This window comes from Treponema bryantii (genome assembly GCF_900113965.1).
Taxonomy (GTDB): Bacteria; Spirochaetota; Spirochaetia; order Treponematales; family Treponemataceae; genus Treponema_D; species Treponema_D bryantii_A.
The window spans coordinates 235063-254305 of sequence record NZ_FORI01000002.1 but is presented as its reverse complement, the minus strand read 5'-3'; the positions used below and the strand labels follow the sequence as shown (position 1 = coordinate 254305).

The following is a 19243-nucleotide window of genomic DNA, read 5'->3' as shown; positions in this document are numbered from 1 at the left end:
AGTATTTATCATCTCAACCATGGCAGTTTCTTTTCTGATAACCGCAGCAATATTGTTAAGCTACTTTTCTGTCAAGCTTCATGATAATAATACAAAGACTATAGAAATTGCCTTAGAGAAAAAAACTCTTGAATTAAATTATTTTTTTAATACTGCAGAAAACATAACAAAAGAATTTCAAGATTATATTCTTACTAATCTGGATGAAAAAAAGCTTCTGAATAATCCTGCATACGAAGAAGAGTTCATGTCAAATCTCGAGAAAAAAATGACTTCACTTATATATTCTCATAAAGGAATAGTATGTTCATATTTTCGTCCTGATATGGATAAATATGGACCGACCAGAGGAATTTTTCTTACAGGAAGTTACCAGAAAAGTTATGTAAGTGTACGCCCAACAGATTTATCAAAATTTTCTCCATCTGATATTGAACACGTTGGCTGGTATTATCTTCCAATCTGGAACAAAGAAGCCGTATGGACACCACCCTATGAAAACTTAAACCTCCGTCAGAGAATGCTTTCATACAGCATTCCACTTTATCGCGACGACGAGTTTCTTGGAGTTGTTGGTGTAGACGTAAGTCTTGCTGTTATCTTAGACATTGTAAATTCAATTAATATTGATGACTCAATTGGAATCCTTCTTGGTGCAGAAGAGAATCTAATCAACTTAAATACCTCAGAAGAACTTTCCAAGGCTGTAGAACGATCTTCTGAAATTTCAGCCATAATGGAAACTGCAAACAAAGAAACAAAACAGCCTCTAAAAAGACTCACTTGGGACGACCGTAATTATTTTGCCCTTCTCTCTCACCTTGATAACGGAATGTATTATATTCTTGCTGTCTCTCAGGATGAAGTTGCAGGAATCATCATTGGTCAGATAATTGCTGTTGTAATTGCATTTGCAATTGTCAGCATGCTTACAATCAATCTGATTTATTACACATTAAAGAATCTTATTGATCCTATCAGAATTGTTACAAAAACAACAAACCGTCTTGCACGTGGAGAACTTTATACAGATATTCCTTATACTTCGAATAACGAAATTGGTATTCTTTCAAACAACATCAGAATGATGACTACCCAGCTCAAAGAATATATTGAATATATCAGTGAGCAGACAAAAAAAGAGCGTGAAGCAAAAGAGGCCGCTCTTACAGAAAGCCAGATTAATGCCGCAGCATCTCAGGCTAAGAGTGCCTTCCTTGCAAATATGAGCCACGAAATCAGAACTCCAATTAATGCCGTTCTTGGTATGGATGAAATGATTCTTCGTGAATCAAAAGATAAGACAATTCTCGGTTATGCTACAAACATCAAAATTGCAGGCTCTAACCTTCTTTCAATAGTAAATGATGTTCTTGATTTCTCAAAAATAGAAGCAGGAAAAATGGAACTTCTTCCAGACAATTATGAGGTTTCTTCACTTATAATTGACCTTGTAAATATGACAAGAGAACGGGCTCAGAAAAAAGGACTTAAATACGAGCTCAATATTAATCCAACTCTTCCAAAAACTCTTTACGGAGACAGTGTACGCATAAAACAGTGTATTCTTAATCTTCTTACAAACGCAATTAAATATACAAATGAAGGCTCAATTTCTTTCAATATTGATTATGAAAAAGAAGATGAAACAGGTCTTTTGCTCAAGGTTCATGTAATTGATACCGGAATTGGAATTAAGCCTGAAGATATGAAAAAACTCTTTGCACCTTTTGAACGCATTGAGGAAGAGAAAAACAGAACTATTGAAGGAAGCGGTTTGGGAATGAGTATTGTCCGCCGTCTCCTTGATATGATGAACACAAAGCTTGATGTAAAAAGCACCTACGGAAAAGGTTCAGATTTCTCATTTATTCTGGAACAGAAGGTTATTGACTGGACAGCTGCCGGAGATCTCAACGAAGCTTACGAAGAAAGCATCAATCAAATGGCAAACTACAAAGAAAAGCTTTATGCTCCACGTGGCCGCCTTTTGTTTGTTGATGATACTGCAATGAACCTTGAAGTAATTAAAGGACTTCTTAAAAACACAGGTATTACTATTGATACTGTTCTCAGCGGTAAAGAGGCTATTGAAGCTGTAAAGAAAAATAAATACGACATTCTTTTTATTGACCACCGCATGCCGGAAATGGATGGTATTGAAACCCTACATGCAATGAAAGCACTTAAAAGGAATAAGAATGCCGGCCAGCCTTGCGTTGCCCTTACTGCAAATGCAATCAGCGGTGTTAGAAAAATGTATCTTAGTGAAGGTTTTGATGATTATCTTTCAAAGCCGGTTAATCCTTCAAAGCTTGAAGAGATGATCTGTAAATATCTTCCGTCAGAATATCTTGAAACTCCGCCAGAAACTGATTCTGAAGAAACTGTAGAGCCTTCTGATTTCATTCAGAAACTCAAAAAGATACCAGGAATTGATTCACTTGCCGCCCTTACAAACTGCGGTTCAGAAGAGCTTCTTCATACAACAATTAAACAGTACCATGCCTCAATTGATGAAAAGGCAGTGGAATTACAGCAGTATTTTGAAGCAGAAGACTGGGAAAATTATGGAATAAAAGTTCATGCCTTAAAGAGTACATCCCGTCTTATTGGTGCTATGGAGCTTTCAAAACTTGCAGAACATTTGGAAGAATGTACAAATAATAATACAATAACGGAGATTCAAAGCAATCATAAACCGCTTATAGAACAATTTTTAGCCTTTAAGCATAAGCTTGAACCTCTTTTAGAAAATAAATCAGACGAATCAGACAAAAAAGAAATTTCACAGGAAGAGCTTTCTCAAAAGATTTCACAGATGATTAACTGTACAGATACTTTCGATATCGACGGACTCGACGCGCTTTCTGCAGAGTTATCATCGGTAAAACTACCCCTTGATTTTTCACAAAAATTTGATAAGATTCGTACAAGTATAGAAAACGTAGATTTTCAGGGGTTGAAAATCTTACTTTCAGATGGGAGCATTAACTAATGATTGATGAGCTTTATATAGTGGGAGACCAGTCTCGACTGGTAGTAAAGAATCTTATAAATCAATTTAAAGCGACAGAATGCAAAGTAAATGTTTATTATCCTACTGGCAGCGACGTAGACAGACTTCCAAATTTTTCTATACAGCTTCTCGTACTTCTTTCAGATGACATTGAATTTGATGTAATCCGAAAGATTGTAATTTATCAGAAAAAATATGATTATCACCTCTGCTTTATTGGAAAAATGACTACCCTTTCTCTTGAGGACAACCGTTTTTTCAAGCAGATTCCTTCAATTAAAATAGAATCATACACAGTAAATATTGAAAAAGTTTTAGAGCTTATGGAAAAAAATAGCAGTGACAAAAAACATATCCTCGTTGTAGATGACGAGCCAATTATTCTAAGAAGTATTAAAGTATGGCTTGGAGATGATTTCCACCTTTCTCTTGTAAGTTCAGGAGAAATGGCACTTCAGTTCCTGGACATGCACCCGGTAGATCTCGTTCTTCTGGATTATAAAATGCCAACAATGGACGGGCCAAAGGTACTTGAAGCAATCAGAAGTGATGAACGTCTGAATAATCTTCCTGTAATTTTCCTTACAGCAAACAATGACCGCCAGAGTGTTCTCAACGCAATGCAGCTTAAGCCAGACGGATACATTCTCAAGAGTAAAGCACCAGACGAAATCAAAGCCGCCGTTGTAGACTTCTTTAAAAATCGAATTATCAAGGCATAAATCTATCTTCACAAAATCCCAAAATGAAGGTATACTATTAGGATAATTAGGGGTAAATCGTTTTTTTGGTTTTCTTCTAATTTCCATACATGTATATTTATTAATTGGGAGCAAGTATGACATATTCTTATTTTCCAGGTTGTACGCTGAAAAACAAGGCTCTTGACCTTGATATTTATGCGCGCAAATCTGCGGAAGCATTAGGATTCACACTTGAAGAAATTCCTGAATGGCAGTGCTGTGGTGGTGAATACCCTATGGCAAAAGATGAAATCGCTTCTAAACTTTCATCTGTTCGTGCATTGGCAAACGCACGTGATTCAGGAAAAGACTTGGTTACTCTCTGTTCTGCATGCTACAACGTTCTTAAACAGGTTAATAACGATGTTGCAACAGACGAGACAGTAGCTTTCAAGGTGAATAATTACCTTAAACAGGACGAAATTGAGTATCATGGTGAAACAAAAGTTGTTCACTATCTCGAAATCCTGCGTGATGTTGTAGGCTGGGACAAAGTAAAGGCAGCAGTCAAAAAGCCTTTCACCGGTAAAAAAATCGGTGCTTATTACGGATGTCTTCTTCTTCGCCCGGGAAAAGTTCTTGGTTTGGACGATCCTGAAAACCCACAGATTATCGAGGACTTTATTAAAGCCATCGGTGGTACACCTGTTATCTATGGACAGAGAAACGAGTGCTGTGGTGCTTACACAATGTTCGAAGATGAATCTATCCCTAAGAACAGAACTAAGAAAATCCTTTCTAATGCAGAAGATATGGGTGCTGACTTCCTTGTTACATCATGTCCACTCTGCCGCTATAACCTTATCAAGAACAAAGGTGATTCAAAGCTCGATGTAATTTACTTTACAGAACTTCTTGCAGAAGCACTTGGCTTGAAGGAGGAAAAGTAATGGAAAACAACGAACTTGCAAAAGAAATTATCCTTTTGAAAAGCGGCGTAAATCCTAAGAAATGTATGGTCTGCGGTAAATGTTCTGCTACCTGCCCTAACTATGATGCTATGGAATATCATCCACATCAGTTTGTTCAGATGGTAGAAAACGGAGACCTTGAGCCTCTTTTGAATTCTAAATCAATCTATGCATGTCTTTCATGTTTTGCCTGCCTCGAGCGTTGTCCACGCCAGGTAGAACCAGCTAAACTGATTGACGGTGTACGTCAGTATGTTGAAGGTCAGCGCGGTCCTCACCGTCTTGATCCTGTTCAGGTTCCAGAGCATCTGGATGATGATATGCCTCAGCAGGCTATCGTTAGTGCTTTCAGAAAGTACAAGAAATAAGGAGTGACATAGAAAATGGAAAGAATTGGTGTATTTGTATGTCACTGCGGTACTAACATTGCCGGAACAGTTGACGTAGAAAAAGTTGCAGAAGAACTTGGAAAGGTAGACGGAGTTGTTTACTCAACACACTACACTTACATGTGTTCATCTGCCGGTCAGCAAATGATTGAAGACCATATCAAGAACGACAAGCTAACTGGTGTTGTTCTTTGTTCATGTTCTCCACGTATGCACGAAAAAACCTTCCGTTCATGCGCAGAGCGTGCTGGTCTTAACCCATTCAAAGTAGAAGTTGCAAATATCCGTGAACAGACATCATGGGTAATGAAAGATATTGAGCAGGCTACAGAAAAAGCTATTGCTCTTGGTAAAGCTGCTATTGCTAAGACAATCCTCGACACACCTCTTATCGCAGGTGAAACTCCAATGACAAAGCGCGCTTTGGTAATTGGTGGTGGTATTGCCGGTATTACAGCTGCCCTCGACATCGCAGATGCCGGATTCCCGGTAGACATCGTAGAAAAAGACTACACTGTCGGCGGTAAGATGGCTAAACTCGATAAGACCTTCCCTACTTTGGACTGTGCTTCTTGTATCGTAACTCCAAAAATGACAGAAGTAAGCCAGAATCCAAACATCCGCATTCTTTCAGCTTCTGAAGTTTGCAGAGTAAGCGGATACATCGGAAACTTTGAAATCGATATTAAACGTCACCCACGCTATGTTGATGAAACAAAGTGTACAGGTTGTGGTGCTTGTATCGAAAAGTGTCCTAACAAGAAGGTACCAAATAGCTTTAACCTTGGTTTGAACAACCGCAAGGCAATCGATATTCCTTTTGCTCAGGCTGTTCCAAAGGTAGCAAACATCGACGCAAACTACTGTCTCCACATGAAGGGACTTGCAAACGGCAAGGACAATGTTTGTGGATTCTGTGAGAAAGCTTGTGCCGCTGGTGCTATCAAGTTTGACCAGAAAGAAGAAATCATTACAGAGAAGTATGGTGCAATCATCGTAGCTACAGGTTACAATCCTATTTCTCTTGAAAAATTTGACGAATATGCATACAGCCAGAGCCCAGACGTTGTTTCATCTCTTGAATTCGAACGTCTTTGTAACGCTTCTGGTCCTACAAATGGTCACCTCCTCCGCCCATCAGACGGAAAAGAACCAAAGACTATCGTATTCGTACAGTGTGTAGGTTCACGCTGTTCAGCAGATGCAACAAAGGGTCACGAGTACTGCTCTAAGATCTGTTGTATGTATACTGCTAAGCACGCAATCCTTACACGCGACCACTATCCTGATACTAACTGTTATGTATTCTACATTGACGTTCGTACTCCAGGTAAACTCTTTGATGAGTTCTATCGCCGCGCTGTTGAACAGTATGGCGTTCACTACATCAAAGGTCAGGTAGGAAAAGTTACTCCTCAGAGCGACGGAACTCTTGATGTTCAGGGAAGCGATTTGATTTTGAACAAGCAGGTTCATATCAAGGCTGATATGGTTGTTCTTGCAGCATCTATCGAAGCAGACAAGTCTGCCCGCCCACTTGCTACAATGCTTACAACTTCTATGGACAACAACGACTTCTTCCTCGAAGCTCACGCAAAACTCCGTCCTGTTGAAAGCCCAACTGCAGGTATCTTCCTTGCAGGATGCTGTCAGGGACCAAAAGATATTCCTGAAACTGTTGCTCAGTCTTCTGGTGCTGCTGCAAAGGCAATCTGTTTGCTCGTAAAAGACAAGCTCAAGAACGACCCTTGTACAGCTCAGCCTGATGAAAATGCATGTAACGGTTGTGGACAGTGTGTTAACGTTTGTCCTTACGGAGCTATTTCTTATGTTGATAAGGATTTCCGTGGTCCAAACAGAACTACAATTACACGCCACGTATCTCAGGTAAACAGCGCAATGTGTCACGGTTGTGGTGCTTGTACAGTTGCATGTCCTTCTGGCGCTATGGATCTTAAGGGATTCAGCAACAAACAAATCTTGGCGGAGGTAGATAGCGTACTGTAAACACAGCGGTGGTTGAGTCTGTCGAAACCACCAACGCTAAATGATGACTATGAGTGAAAATAAAAACTGGACGCCAAAAATTGTTGCATTCTGCTGTAACTGGTGTTCTTATGCAGGTGCAGACCTGGCTGGTAACAACCGCCTCGAATATCCTGGAAACGTAAAGATTATCCGTATTCCATGCTCATGCCGCTTGAATCCTTTGTTTATTCTTCGTGCATTCCAGCGTGGTGCTGACGGTGTTATTTTGTGTGGATGTCACCCAGGTGACTGTCACTACTCTACCGGAAACTACTTTGCACGCCGCCGTATGACTCTTCTTTTCTCTATGCTCGATTACCTCGGAATTGAGAAAGGTCGTACACGCGTTGAATGGTGTTCTGCTGCCGAAGGTGTACGCTTTGCCGGAATTATGAATGATTTCGTAAAGCAGATTACTGAGCTTGGCGAATGTAAAAAGCTGGAGGATGTAAGATGCAAGACAAATTAATCGCACGTGCAAAAGAACTTCTTGCAGAAGGCAAAGTTCAGAAAGTAGTTGGCTGGAAAAAAGGTCTTTTTGAAGATGATATCACTCCTGCAGTTTTCTCAAGTGCAGAAGAACTCGACAAGGACTTTGTATTCAACAAATACTGTGCTGCTAACCTTTCAAAATATCTTGTAGGAATTACAAGAAAAATTGAAATTGCTAAAAGCACAACAAGAATGAATAATACAATGGCAAAGCAGCGTGATCCAAACGCTCAGGATGCCCCAATTCCACAGGAACGTGTTCTTGTTTTCCTTAAGCCAAATGATACTTACTCATTTACACAGCTTTTGAAAGAAAACCGCATTACACGCGACGACGTTTATGCTATCGGAGTTCCATGTCAGGACACTCTCGACGGTGGAGACGTTTGCGAAACCTGTAAGAATAAAAAGCCTGTTTCATGCGACGAGCTTATCGGAGTTGAAGCAGACGTAACTCCTGTTGAATCAACACGCATGGCAGAAGTTGCAAAGATTGAAGCAATGACTGCAGACGAGCGCGACGCATTCTGGAAGAATGAGTTCAGCCGCTGTCTCCGCTGTAATGCATGCCGCGACATTTGTCCTGCATGTACCTGCGAAAAGTGTGTATTCGACAACAACAAACTGTACACTTCTCAGAAAGTTGCACAGACTAACTTTGAAGAAAGCCTCTTCCATATTATCCGCGCATGGCATGTTGCCGGCCGCTGTACAGACTGTGGTGAATGTTCACGCGTTTGTCCTCAGCACATCCCATTGTATCTTTTGAACCGCAAGTTCATTAAAGATATCAACGAGATTTACGGCGACTATCAGGCTGGAGCAGATATGGAATCTAAACCGGCTATGCTTACATTTAATGCCGAAGGCGACCCTGAAACAACTATCGTTTGGGACCGCTCTCACGATAAGGAGGCTGAATAATGTTATCTATTACAGCTGATAAAATTGATTCATTGTTTGAGCTCATCGGCACAAAGCAGCCTCTGTACCTGCCGGTAGACAACAATACTGGCAAAGCAGACTTCAAAAAGTGGGAAAAAGGCGTAAAGCTTTCTTCTAACTTGAAGACAGTCCGCTCTGCTAAAGACTTCTTCTTCCCTAAGACTGAACACATGGTTAGCTACACAATGAAGGGAAAAGAAATCACAATGGAAGACCCACGCAAGGAACTCGAAGACTTTGTAGTGTTCGGTGTACGTCCTTGTGATGCAGTTGGATTTACAGTAATCGACAATGTTTATCTTCACATGAATCCGGTTGATTCTTACTACAAAAACCGCCGCGATCATGGAACAGTAATTACACTCGCATGTAACGAACCTGCTAAAACTTGTTTCTGTTCAACTTACGGAATCGACGCAAGTCTTGATACAGACAAGAACGGTTCTAAAGGCGATGTAAGCTGCTGGCTTGCTGACGGAAAATATTTCTTTGAAGCAAACACAGACAAAGGTACCAAGTTTGTAGAAGCTGCTAAGTCAGCACTCGCTGATGCAGACGCTGCTGCTGTTACAGCTGCTAAGAAAGATATTAAAGACAAGACAGAAAAACTTCCGTTTGCTCATCTTGATCTTTCAAAATTCCAGGGCAAAGACATGCTCAAGATCTTCAACTCAAAGATTTGGGATAAAGTTTCTGAAGCTTGTCTTGGATGTGGAACCTGTACTTATGTTTGCCCTACCTGTATGTGTTTTGACGTTCGCGACTTTGACACAGGAACAGAAAAGGGAATCCGTCAGATCCGCTGCTGGGACTCTTGTATGTACAACGACTTCACTCAGATGGCTGCAGAAAACCCTCGACACACACAGAAGGAAAGAAGCCGCCAGCGCTTTATGCACAAGCTTATGTACTATCCAATGGCACACGAAGGCTTGTTCAGCTGCGTAGGCTGTGGTCGCTGTCTTGAAAGCTGCCCTGTAAATATGAACATCGTAAAAGTTATCAAAGCTGTTCAGGAAACAGATGATATTGGAGGAGATAAATAATGGAACAGAACGAATCATTTATCCCTTACATCGGAAAAATTATTGACATCAAGCAGGAAACTCCTGACGTTAAAACTTTCAGCGTAGTAGGACTTGATGGAAAGAAATTGTTCAACCATATTCCGGGACAGTGTGCAATGCTCATCGTTCCTGGTGTTGGTGAATCAATGATTTCTATTACATCTTCACCTACTCTCGAATCTCACATGGAATTCTCAATCAAAAAGTGCGGTTGTGTAACTGAATGGCTCCACAACGCAGAAGTTGGTCAGCAGATTTGTCTTCGCGGACCAGTTGGAAACGGATTCCCTGTAGAAGGCGCTCTTAAAGGAAAAGATATTCTCGTAATTGCCGGAGGTATTGGTATTGCTCCTGTACACTCTGTAGTAAATTATATGATGGATCACCGCGAAAACTACGGTAAGATTCAGGTAATTTACGGTGCACGCTCAAAGGCAGACCTCGTTCGCCTTGATGAGATGCAGAATGTATGGATGAAGCAGCCAAACTGCTCTATCGATATCACAATCGACCGTGCAGAAGAAGGCTGGGATGGTCACGTTGGATTCGTACCACCATTCATCACAGAGCTTAAACCGGATGCCGGCATGACAGTAATCATGTGTGGACCTCCAATCCTTATCCACATGTCGTTGAAAATCCTTAAGGACCTTGGCTTCAAGGATGAACAGATTTTCACAACTATGGAAATGCGCATGAAGTGCGGTATCGGTAAATGTGGACGCTGTAATATTGGTGACAAGTTCGTATGTAAAGACGGTCCAGTATTCAGCTTTGACCAGCTCGGTGAATTACCACCAGAGTATTAATTTATAGGAGCAAAAAAAATGGCTGTAAAGAAATCAGAAACAACTTCTGAAAAGAAAGAAATGGCAACAATTTATATTTTTGGTAAAAAATATGATGTTCCGGCAGAACTTACCATTATGAACGCAATGGAATATGCCGGATATCAGCTCAAGAGAGGCTGCGGATGCCGTAACGGTTTCTGCGGTGCTTGTGCTACAATCTACCGTATCAAGGGACAGAATCAGCTTCAGACTTGTCTGGCATGTTCTAAGAAGGTTGAAAACGATATGTATATCGCTACTCTTCCATTCTTCCCACTCGTAAAACAGATTTACGATATCAATAAAATCAAACCTGAGCAGCAGATTATGATGCAGCTCTATCCAGAGATTTACTCTTGTGTAGGATGTAACGCTTGTACACGTGCCTGTCCTCAGAACCTGCAGACAATGCAGTATATCGCTTACGCACAGCGCGGCGATTTTGCAAAGTGTGCAGACCTTTCATTCGACTGTGTAATGTGCGGATGCTGTTCTAGCCGCTGTCCAGCAGGAATCTCTCACCCACAGGTTGCAGAGCTTGCTCGCCGTATCAACGGTAAGTACATCCAGCCTGAATGTCAGCACCTCATTGACCGCGTTAAGGAAATCGATGAAGGTAAATGCGAAGCTGAAATCAAAAAGCTTGTAAAAATGTGTACAGGTAATATCGATCAGATTAAGAATCTGTATAACACACGCGAAATTGAAAAATAAGGAAGGAGACGAATATGTACGGAAATTACCTTGACGATGCTGCGAAAATCGTAGCTGAAAAACGCGAAGAAAACCTTAAATTTGAACATGCTCGTCTTACAGCAGAACAGAAAGACGATCTTCTCTTGAAGTTCCACCCAGACCGCATTAAGAAACAGTTCACAGAACTTAAGATTGGTCCTAACAAGGGACAGCAGGCTCCTATTGAGCTCGCAGAAATGCTTCAGGCAAAACCACGCCTTGAGCCAGAAAAGATTGATCTTAACCACATTGACTATGAGTCAGACGTACTCGTAATTGGTGGTGGTGGAGCTGGAACTTCTGCTGCAATCATGGCTTCTGAAGCTGGAGCAAAAGTTCTTCTCGTAACAAAACTCCGTGTTGGTGATGCTAACACAATGATGGCTGAAGGTGGAATCCAGGCAGCAGATAAGCCAAATGACTCACCTGCTCAGCACTTCCTCGATGCTTTTGGTGGCGGACACTTTGACGGAAAACCAGAACTGGTATATACACTTGTAAACAAAGCACCATCTGTAATCAAATGGTTGAACGACCTTGGTGTTGAATTCGACAAGATGCCAGACGGAACTATGGTAACAACTCATGGTGGTGGAACAAGCCGCAAGCGTATGCATGCATGTAAGGACTACTCTGGTGCTGAAATCATGCGTACTCTCCGCGATGAAACTTTCAACCGCGCAGATAAGATTACAGTTGTAGACTTTACAGCTGCTATCGAAATCATCAAGAACGACAAGGGTGAAGCTTGTGGTGCAGTTCTTATGAACATTGAAACTGGAGAAATCCGCATTGCTAAGGCTAAGGTTGTAATCATTGCAACTGGTGGTGCCGGACGTATGCACTATCAGGGATTCCCAACTTCTAACCACTACGGTGCTACAGCAGACGGTCTTGTAATTGCATACCGCGCTGGTGCTAAACTCCTCTATCAGGATTCTTTGCAGTATCACCCAACTGGAGCTGCTTACCCAACACAGATTCTTGGTAAACTTGTAACAGAAAAGGTTCGCTCTCTTGGAGCAAAACTTATCAATAAAGACGGTGAAGTTTATATTCACCCTCTTGAAACACGCGACGTAAACGCTTCTGGTATTATCCGCGAAGTTCGTGAAGGCCGTGGTGTTCACAACGACGTACAGGATGCTGTATGGCTCGATACTCCAATGATCGATATGATTCACGGAGAAGGAACAATCCTTAAGTCAATTCCTGCTATGTACAACATGTTCATTAAATACGGAATCGATATCCGCAAGGAACCAATTCTTGTTTACCCAACACTCCACTATCAGAACGGTGGTGTTGAAATTGACAAGACTTGCCACACTAACGTTGCTAACCTCCTCGTTGCTGGTGAAGCTTCTGGTGGTGTTCACGGTACAAACCGCTTGATGGGTAACTCACTCCTCGACGTAGTTGTATTCGGACGCGAAGCTGGTATTGAAGCTGGTAAGATGTTCAAGAAGATTAAACTTTCAGATAAGCTCAGCCTTCAGCACGTAAAGGATTTCGAAAAGGAACGTGCTGCTGCAAAGATTAAGGGCAGCGCAGTTTCTCCAAAGATACTCCCAACATACCATCACGGTAACCCAGAGTTCGACAAAGAAATCCCTGGAGCAACACTCTAAAATCATCATCCCAAACTTGTTTCGGGATTCTTAAAAAAAGCAGGCACTTCCACAGTGCCTGCTTTTTCATTATAATAGAACAAAGAGGTATAACAATGGTTCTTTTTGGTGGAATCTTATCAATTAAAACAATCAGTTTTTTGGTATTCTGTGTATTCGTAATCGCTGGATTAGGATACCTGCTTGGTAGAATCACTATAAAAGGTGTTTCTTTGGGAACTGCGGGTGTATTTATCGTAGCTCTTCTTTTTGGTGCTTTCCTTTATAACCCATTAGCTGCTCAGCTTAAGGTTGGTGGTGCTACTTATGTTTCAAACGCACTTAAGATTGTAGAAAATCTTGGTTTGATTCTGTTTGTAACTTCAGTTGGTTTTATTGCTGGTCCAAGTTTCTTTGGTGATTTGAAAAAGAACTTCAAGTCTTACATTCTGCTTGGTGTTATCATCATTTTGATTGGTGGTCTTTCTTGTGCCGGATGTATTGTATTTGATAACAAGGTATTTGGACGCGACCTCGAAGAAGTTTCTGCAATGCTTGTTGGTCTTCTTTCTGGTTCTCTTACTTCTACTCCAGCCTTCTCTGCTGCTAAAGCAACAGTAACAAACGATGACCTTGAAGCTATCGTTGCTGTAGGTCACGGAATTGCATACCTGTTTGGTGTAGTTGGTGTAGTTCTTTTTGTACAGCTTGTTCCAAAGTTTGTAAAAGCTGATATGGATGCAGAACGCGCTAAGCTTTCTGAGTCTGCTCCAGAAGCTCCTTCAAAACTCACAGGTTCAGAACTTGAACTTGATGTTTTCGGATTCTGTGCATTCTCTCTCGTAGCAGTACTTGGTGTATTCTTTGGTTCTTTCAAGTTCGGAAACTTCTCTCTTACAACTACTGGTGGATGTCTCATTCTTTCTTTGATCTTCGGTCACTTCCAGAAGATTGGAAAAGTAAGCATTATGCCTCAGGAAGCAACTCTTAAGGTATTCCGCGAGCTTGGTCTTATGCTCTTCCTGATTGGTGCCGGTGTTGCTGGTGGTGCTTCATTCGTTAAGTACTTTGAATGGGTATACTTCATCTACGGAATTATTATGACACTTCTTCCAATGATCATTGGATTCTTCTTTGCTAAGTTCGTTCTTAAGTTGAACCTTTTGAACAACCTTGGTTCAATCTGTGGTGGTATGACTTCTACTCCAGCTCTTGGAACTTTGATTTCAACAGCAGGAACAGAAAAGGTAGCCGGAGCTTATGCTTCTACTTACCCAATCGCTTTGGTAGCAGTTGTACTTGTTTCACAGTTCCTGATTATCCTTTTCCGATAATTTGTCATCTTCGGGCTTGACCCGAAAATCTATAAAAAAAGATTCCCGGGTCAAGCCCGGGAATGACATATCCGTCATTGCGAGGAACGAATGTGACGAAGCAATCTATTTTATGGATTGCTTCGCTTTGCTCGCAATGACGTTTTTTTATTTCACAACCTTCCACTCAAGAACAATCAGATTTCCATCTTTTAGTTCATTCATTGAAAGCTGTTCAGACTTTTCAATAGTTCCTTTGATTTCAATCTTCTTGCCCTGAACTTTTCTTAATTCAGCCAAAACTTCATCTGAAGCCTTGAGTGAATATTCTTTTTCATCTTCTGTAACAAGTCCAATAAAAGTAAATGGCTCGTTTCCATAAACTTTTATATAACCAGTTACAGCATCTGTATTACCTGCAGCTTTCTTTGGCTTTGAATAAGCAAAGCAAAGTGACATGCTGCATAAAATTAAAAAGAATATTAAGTACTTTTTCATGACTTATTACTCCTTATTTAAGTTCAATATAATATGTAAGTGAATCATTCCAGTCTCCAGGAACTTCAGCATATCCATTTGAAGCTTCTGTATATACAATTAATGTTCCTGTTGGACCTAACGCAAAGCCTCTATCAATTCCATCTTTTGCATTCAAATTTATAATCATAGGACCTTTATAAGGCTTATATGCTTCACCACCATATAAAGCAGCTGCCATAGATGTATCCATTTCATTATATTGGAATGTAATATAATTATTTAAATTTATAGCTTCACAAGTAAAATCATTTTTTGAATCATATTTTTTTGAAACAGATTTATTAAGTGTATATTCAGTGGCAGTTGGATTTAACATTACATTGTAGAACAACTTTTGAATCTGATAAAAACTTGTAATAGAAGAATCACAATCGTGTACTGCATCCAGGATTGATTTTTGATTTATATATTTATTTAATGCAATATTTCTTATACACTCTATTCCCCAGTTTCTTAAAATGAATGCACCAAATGCATAAGCATTTGCATATGATATTAAACAATCATCCCCATCAAACCAATTTGTAAATCCTGCATAATAGGTTTGATTAAATAAGCCAAGTCTATTTTGAGGACCATCTTTTGCTGTCAAATGTAAATGAGAAAGCATTAAATCTTCACATACCATAGACATCATTTCATTGTACCAGGTATCTGACCATTGTAATCCTCTAACTGAAGCTGTATTAATTGTTTTATTTACAAAATGTAAAAGATGCTGAAATTCATGTCCCAGTGTTGAATAAATTTCATTTTGATTATCTTTTAACACACCACTATCTATGTGAATACATTGGCATTCATTAGAAGATTTCCCCTTAAATGCTGAAACTATTTCTGAAAAAGGAGTTAGTTCATTGTTTTCTGTTGGATTTATAAAAGAGTTCTTACAGAAATCTAAAGACCAGAAATATCCCATCAATACTGCACCAGAATTTGTTTCATAATCATCCTCTAAATCATAAACTAATATATGAATTTTTGTTTTTTCATCATCTGGACAATAAATAAAAGCTTCGTCTAAATCCTCTTTTACCGAAGAATCAGGATTTGGAATATTTGATCCAAAAATAAATGTTTCCCTTTCATAAATTGAATCGAATTTTTCTGCTAAGGTATTAAAGTCATACGAACCTAAATCTATTGAGTTTTTTTCTTTATACCAAACATAACAATGCTCTCCGATAGCTTTTAATACTGCTGGTTCATCAAATTCTGTTGTAGTGTTACCATTCTCTGTATAGAAAGTACGTTCATAATGATTTATATCTGTATCATTTATATTTTTATACCATCTATCATCATTTATTGGAGATGATGAATCGCCATTAATACTTTTATTGATACCAAATTTTTTATTGGCATGATACGCTCTAATATAATCCATACTTATTTTTACATCATCTATTCTTTTAGGAATAATAACTTTTTCCCCAGCTTCTTCTTTTGCTTTGATATAATTCTGAACAACTGAAGTGTTAAATTTATTTTCATTTATTGCAATTCCATATGGTGTTTGATTTTGAATTACAATAAAAGCTTCTTTTCCCTCTGTTGGCACAGACATTTTAGGTGGAATTGGTGTTGCCTCTTCCTGATAAGTATTACTACAAGATGCCAGTAATAAAACTGACAAGGCCGATGCTAGAAATAATAATTTCTTCATAAAAATTTCTCCTCTTTATTTTTACTTTTTTTATTTTGAAGTCATATTAATTACGCCGTCCCAGTCTTCTGAGACACCGTTTTCCAGGAAGTTTTTGCAGCGGTCGGCAAAGACAAGTGCAATCGGGTCTCCGCTGCACATTGAGTTTGCCTGCATAAAAAGCTTTCCGGCATTTGCAAAATCACGATTCAGGTATTTATCAAGAGCTGCATGGAAGATATCTATTTCTTCCTTCTGCTCTCTGCTGAGTTCATTTGTGAATCCTACTATACTATATAATTGTACTGGAGTCGAGCGACCAACTACGCGAACCTGATCAAGACGTTTTGCAGTGATTGCACCTTTGTGTGCGCCTGAATCTGCCATATTCCAGGTATCATCTGAACACATAATCCATGAACCATAAGCTTTGTTTACCCCCTCAAGACGGCTTGCAAGGTTTACGGTATCTCCAATCATAGTATAGTTTAACTTACTGAAGGTATCTGTTTTACTTCCCATCAAACCTACAAAGGCTTCTCCGGAATTTACACCAATTCGAGTCTGAAGAGGCTTAAGCTGAATCACTTCCTTACTTCCATCTTCATGTGTGATTTCCTTTGGTTCAAACAAATCTGCATGAGTATTATTAAATTCAACCTCAACTTTTTTCATTCTGATTGCAGAGTCCAGACAAAGATATGCCCACTCTTCCGGTGTATGAGAGTTCATCGGGTCCGGCGCACCAAACATAGAGATAATGGCATCACCTTCGTACTTATCGATATTTCCATTATTTCGAAGGATTTCGTTAGACATTTGACCAAGATATTCATTAAGGATTTCAATAAGTTTGTTTGGTCCTTCGTCACCATAAAGCTTACCAATGCTTTCACTGAGAGTTGAGAATTTCTGAATATCAGAGAAAAGTGCTGTAATACATTTTTTCTGACCTTCTGTTTTGAAGGCATCAGGGTTTTTACGAAGCTCGTTTACGGTATCCTTGTTTGCAAAAGAAGAAGCAATCTGTGTAATGAACTGCTTTTCCTTATTACTCAGGAAGAAGCGATAACCGATTCCCGCTGCCAGGTCTACGACCAGACACAAAATTGTTCCAATAAACTGAATGTAATATTTACTGAAAACAAATAATGCACCCCAGAACAGACAGTAAATAAGATATGCAATAAAGGTAATTATATTCTGTTTTGCATTTGAAGCCTTTATCAAAAGAAGCATGAGTAAAGAAAGAATAAATGCAAGAAGGAAGCCCCACTGCCATTTTACAGTTACAATAAAGTCCTCTTGAAGCAATGTATTAAGAACGTTTGCGTGGATTGCAACGTTCATGAATTTTGTTTCGTAAGGCGTAGCTCCAATATCTGTTGTAGAAGTTGCAGTATTTCCGATGATACAGTAAGCGCCATTATAAGCCTGACGCATTTCTGTCATAAACTCATTAAAGGTATCTGAATTATATTTTAGATTGTCAAAATCTTCTGCAAGATAAGTTTTGTACTGCTCAATAATTTCATCATCAATTATTCCAGCAAGCTGATCAAGACGGGTATATATATCATCTAAATAACCTGCAGAAGCATAGGCTGCAACATCTGTATAAAACTGATTTCTGAAATTAAAATAATCACGATATTCTTCATCAGTAATTCCGTCTATTACAGAACCGTCCAGCGCATAACCTGTACACTGAGACATAAGCTGCTCTTTCATTCTGCAAATCTGGTCATACTCATCAATTAATTCATATGCAAGATAAGTATATTCCATTTCTGAACCATCATCATTGTAAACCGGCTGGCCAGCAATATTATTCAGACAAAGCATTATCTGATCTTCAAGAGTATCCAGCTTAATCAGATAAATAATTGATTCGTTTTTAAATGAAAAATAGCTTTCACCATGATGATAATTTATAAGAAGACGTCCATAGGTATCTAAAGGAATCTTTAAATCATGTCGCTGTCCTGTATAAGGATTTTTTGCATTTTTTACAATAAGATAATTTTTTTCACGGATAAGTTCCTTTGAATCAACAATTTCAAGGAATGGTCCAAACGCAAGCTGATTAATATAATCATTATTATACTTAAAAAGCAGCTGCATTCTTCGACGAACACCGTCTCCATCTACAACAGAGTTTGTAAAGTTTGCTCCATATGCGCGGGTCATAAGTTTGTACATTGCAGGGTTAAAACCACGTGTTTCACCTGTTTCATATGAAGTGTAATCATTACCTATCTGAATAAGATTTGAAGCATCTTTTACATTATCTTTGAGGATTCTTTCCTGAATATAATTCTTTTCTTCTGCAGAAACATCATAACCTAAATCATCATGATTGATTGTAAGATAGGCTTTTCCAAAGAACTGAAGGCTCTGTGCAAAATATTCGTCGTTGTCACGCGACATATTATCTGCAATGTAGTTCTGAAGATTTTCAAAAGTTGGCTCGATATTTTCGGAAATCATTTCATCAACAATTGCTGGAACTTCTGAAGCCTTAATGTAGCCGGCTTTAATTGCTGATGAAAGCTGATCAATAAGAATGTTCACCTGCTCTTCTGTTACCGCAACCTGTTTGTAGATTTTCTGTTCTGCAGACGGTGCAATACCATTTTTTGTTGGCGAAATATACTCAATATCGAATATTGCTATTTCGGCACCGAGTTCTTTCATTCTTAAAAGTGCATCTGCATAAACGTCGCGGCTCCATGGCCATTCACCAAGCTCTTTAATTGAAGGGTCATCGACTTTTACAAGCATGATATTTTTGTCAATTTCAGGCTTTTTGCGGCGGCCAAGCAGTGAGTCGTAAAGACGAAAATCGAGTTTTGTAAAAACTCCGATATAGAATAAAACTCCGAAAACTAAAAAGACAATAAATTTAATACTAAAGCTGATAAATAAATTTTTATTCTTCATATATATATTATATCAGAAGAATATTAATAAGTA

General features: G+C 39.2%; 15 protein-coding genes. 12 read left to right on the top strand and 3 right to left on the bottom strand.

Going from position 1 to position 19243, the window contains the following annotated elements; translation table 11 throughout:
* Positions 1–19 precede the first annotated feature (19 nt).
* From BM161_RS03830 to BM161_RS03775, 12 genes are all read left to right on the top strand, one after another.
* On the top strand, positions 20–2998 hold the full coding sequence (locus BM161_RS03830; protein WP_177206199.1) for a hybrid sensor histidine kinase/response regulator: 2979 nt from the start codon (positions 20–22) through the stop codon (positions 2996–2998).
* Positions 2998–3741 carry a response regulator gene (locus BM161_RS03825; protein ID WP_074930615.1) on the top strand — a complete coding sequence of 248 codons (744 nt, stop codon included), beginning with the start codon at positions 2998–3000 and terminating at the stop codon, positions 3739–3741. The genes BM161_RS03830 and BM161_RS03825 overlap by 1 nt, the downstream gene beginning before the upstream one ends.
* A 116-nt stretch (positions 3742–3857) precedes the next feature.
* Positions 3858–4652 (top strand): CoB--CoM heterodisulfide reductase iron-sulfur subunit B family protein, encoded by a 795-nt coding sequence (locus BM161_RS03820; protein WP_074930614.1) that lies wholly within the window; start codon positions 3858–3860, stop codon positions 4650–4652.
* Positions 4652–5041 (top strand): 4Fe-4S dicluster domain-containing protein, encoded by a 390-nt coding sequence (locus BM161_RS03815; protein ID WP_074645120.1) that lies wholly within the window; start codon positions 4652–4654, stop codon positions 5039–5041. Before BM161_RS03820 ends, BM161_RS03815 begins: the two co-directional genes overlap by 1 nt.
* A gap of 15 nt (positions 5042–5056) precedes the next feature.
* Entirely contained in the window at positions 5057–7069 is a 2013-nt protein-coding gene (locus tag BM161_RS03810; protein WP_074930613.1) for a CoB--CoM heterodisulfide reductase iron-sulfur subunit A family protein, read from the top strand.
* 49 nt (positions 7070–7118) lie between these two features.
* Complete coding sequence (locus tag BM161_RS03805) at positions 7119–7559, top strand: hydrogenase iron-sulfur subunit (RefSeq protein WP_074645123.1); 441 nt, start codon at positions 7119–7121, stop codon at positions 7557–7559.
* Positions 7544–8506 carry a 4Fe-4S dicluster domain-containing protein gene (locus BM161_RS03800; protein ID WP_074930612.1) on the top strand — a complete coding sequence of 321 codons (963 nt, stop codon included), beginning with the start codon at positions 7544–7546 and terminating at the stop codon, positions 8504–8506. Before BM161_RS03805 ends, BM161_RS03800 begins: the two co-directional genes overlap by 16 nt.
* A complete protein-coding gene (locus BM161_RS03795) occupies positions 8506–9573 on the top strand; it encodes a 4Fe-4S dicluster domain-containing protein (protein WP_074930611.1) in 1068 nt (355 codons plus the stop codon). The genes BM161_RS03800 and BM161_RS03795 overlap by 1 nt, the downstream gene beginning before the upstream one ends.
* Positions 9573–10403 carry an FAD/NAD(P)-binding protein gene (locus BM161_RS03790; protein WP_074645128.1) on the top strand — a complete coding sequence of 277 codons (831 nt, stop codon included), beginning with the start codon at positions 9573–9575 and terminating at the stop codon, positions 10401–10403. Before BM161_RS03795 ends, BM161_RS03790 begins: the two co-directional genes overlap by 1 nt.
* A gap of 18 nt (positions 10404–10421) precedes the next feature.
* Positions 10422–11138, top strand: a complete 717-nt coding sequence (locus tag BM161_RS03785; protein WP_074930610.1) for a 4Fe-4S dicluster domain-containing protein — start codon at positions 10422–10424, stop codon at positions 11136–11138.
* 14 nt (positions 11139–11152) lie between these two features.
* Positions 11153–12790 (top strand): FAD-dependent oxidoreductase, encoded by a 1638-nt coding sequence (locus BM161_RS03780; protein WP_074930609.1) that lies wholly within the window; start codon positions 11153–11155, stop codon positions 12788–12790.
* A gap of 95 nt (positions 12791–12885) precedes the next feature.
* A complete protein-coding gene (locus BM161_RS03775; protein WP_074930608.1) occupies positions 12886–14103 on the top strand; it encodes an aspartate-alanine antiporter-like transporter in 1218 nt (405 codons plus the stop codon).
* Between the two features lie 147 nt (positions 14104–14250).
* Here BM161_RS03775 and BM161_RS03770 read toward each other — a convergent pair whose 3' ends face one another.
* The 3 genes from BM161_RS03770 to BM161_RS03760 are packed head-to-tail and all read right to left on the bottom strand — an operon-like array spanning position 14251 to position 19210.
* On the bottom strand, positions 14251–14580 hold the full coding sequence (locus BM161_RS03770; protein WP_074930607.1) for a hypothetical protein: 330 nt from the start codon (positions 14578–14580) through the stop codon (positions 14251–14253).
* Between the two features lie 13 nt (positions 14581–14593).
* On the bottom strand, positions 14594–16288 hold the full coding sequence (locus BM161_RS03765; protein ID WP_083425662.1) for a M30 family metallopeptidase: 1695 nt from the start codon (positions 16286–16288) through the stop codon (positions 14594–14596).
* A 30-nt stretch (positions 16289–16318) separates the two neighbouring features.
* Complete coding sequence (locus tag BM161_RS03760; protein ID WP_074930605.1) at positions 16319–19210, bottom strand: adenylate/guanylate cyclase domain-containing protein; 2892 nt, start codon at positions 19208–19210, stop codon at positions 16319–16321.
* Positions 19211–19243: the final 33 nt, after the last annotated feature.

Bases quoted from the DNA above. Each gene is read 5' to 3' on its own strand.
- BM161_RS03805 (WP_074645123.1), top strand. From the start codon at position 7,119: ATGAGTGAAAATAAAAACTGGACGCCAAAAATTGTTGCATTCTGCTGT.
- BM161_RS03760 (WP_074930605.1), bottom strand. From the start codon at position 19,210: ATGAAGAATAAAAATTTATTTATCAGCTTTAGTATTAAATTTATTGTC.
- BM161_RS03815 (WP_074645120.1), top strand. From the start codon at position 4,652: ATGGAAAACAACGAACTTGCAAAAGAAATTATCCTTTTGAAAAGCGGC.
- BM161_RS03820 (WP_074930614.1), top strand. From the start codon at position 3,858: ATGACATATTCTTATTTTCCAGGTTGTACGCTGAAAAACAAGGCTCTT.
- BM161_RS03825 (WP_074930615.1), top strand. From the start codon at position 2,998: ATGATTGATGAGCTTTATATAGTGGGAGACCAGTCTCGACTGGTAGTA.
- BM161_RS03785 (WP_074930610.1), top strand. From the start codon at position 10,422: ATGGCTGTAAAGAAATCAGAAACAACTTCTGAAAAGAAAGAAATGGCA.
- BM161_RS03810 (WP_074930613.1), top strand. From the start codon at position 5,057: ATGGAAAGAATTGGTGTATTTGTATGTCACTGCGGTACTAACATTGCC.
- BM161_RS03765 (WP_083425662.1), bottom strand. From the start codon at position 16,288: ATGAAGAAATTATTATTTCTAGCATCGGCCTTGTCAGTTTTATTACTG.
- BM161_RS03790 (WP_074645128.1), top strand. From the start codon at position 9,573: ATGGAACAGAACGAATCATTTATCCCTTACATCGGAAAAATTATTGAC.
- BM161_RS03800 (WP_074930612.1), top strand. From the start codon at position 7,544: ATGCAAGACAAATTAATCGCACGTGCAAAAGAACTTCTTGCAGAAGGC.
- BM161_RS03795 (WP_074930611.1), top strand. From the start codon at position 8,506: ATGTTATCTATTACAGCTGATAAAATTGATTCATTGTTTGAGCTCATC.
- BM161_RS03830 (WP_177206199.1), top strand. From the start codon at position 20: ATGGCAGTTTCTTTTCTGATAACCGCAGCAATATTGTTAAGCTACTTT.
- BM161_RS03770 (WP_074930607.1), bottom strand. From the start codon at position 14,580: ATGAAAAAGTACTTAATATTCTTTTTAATTTTATGCAGCATGTCACTT.
- BM161_RS03780 (WP_074930609.1), top strand. From the start codon at position 11,153: ATGTACGGAAATTACCTTGACGATGCTGCGAAAATCGTAGCTGAAAAA.
- BM161_RS03775 (WP_074930608.1), top strand. From the start codon at position 12,886: ATGGTTCTTTTTGGTGGAATCTTATCAATTAAAACAATCAGTTTTTTG.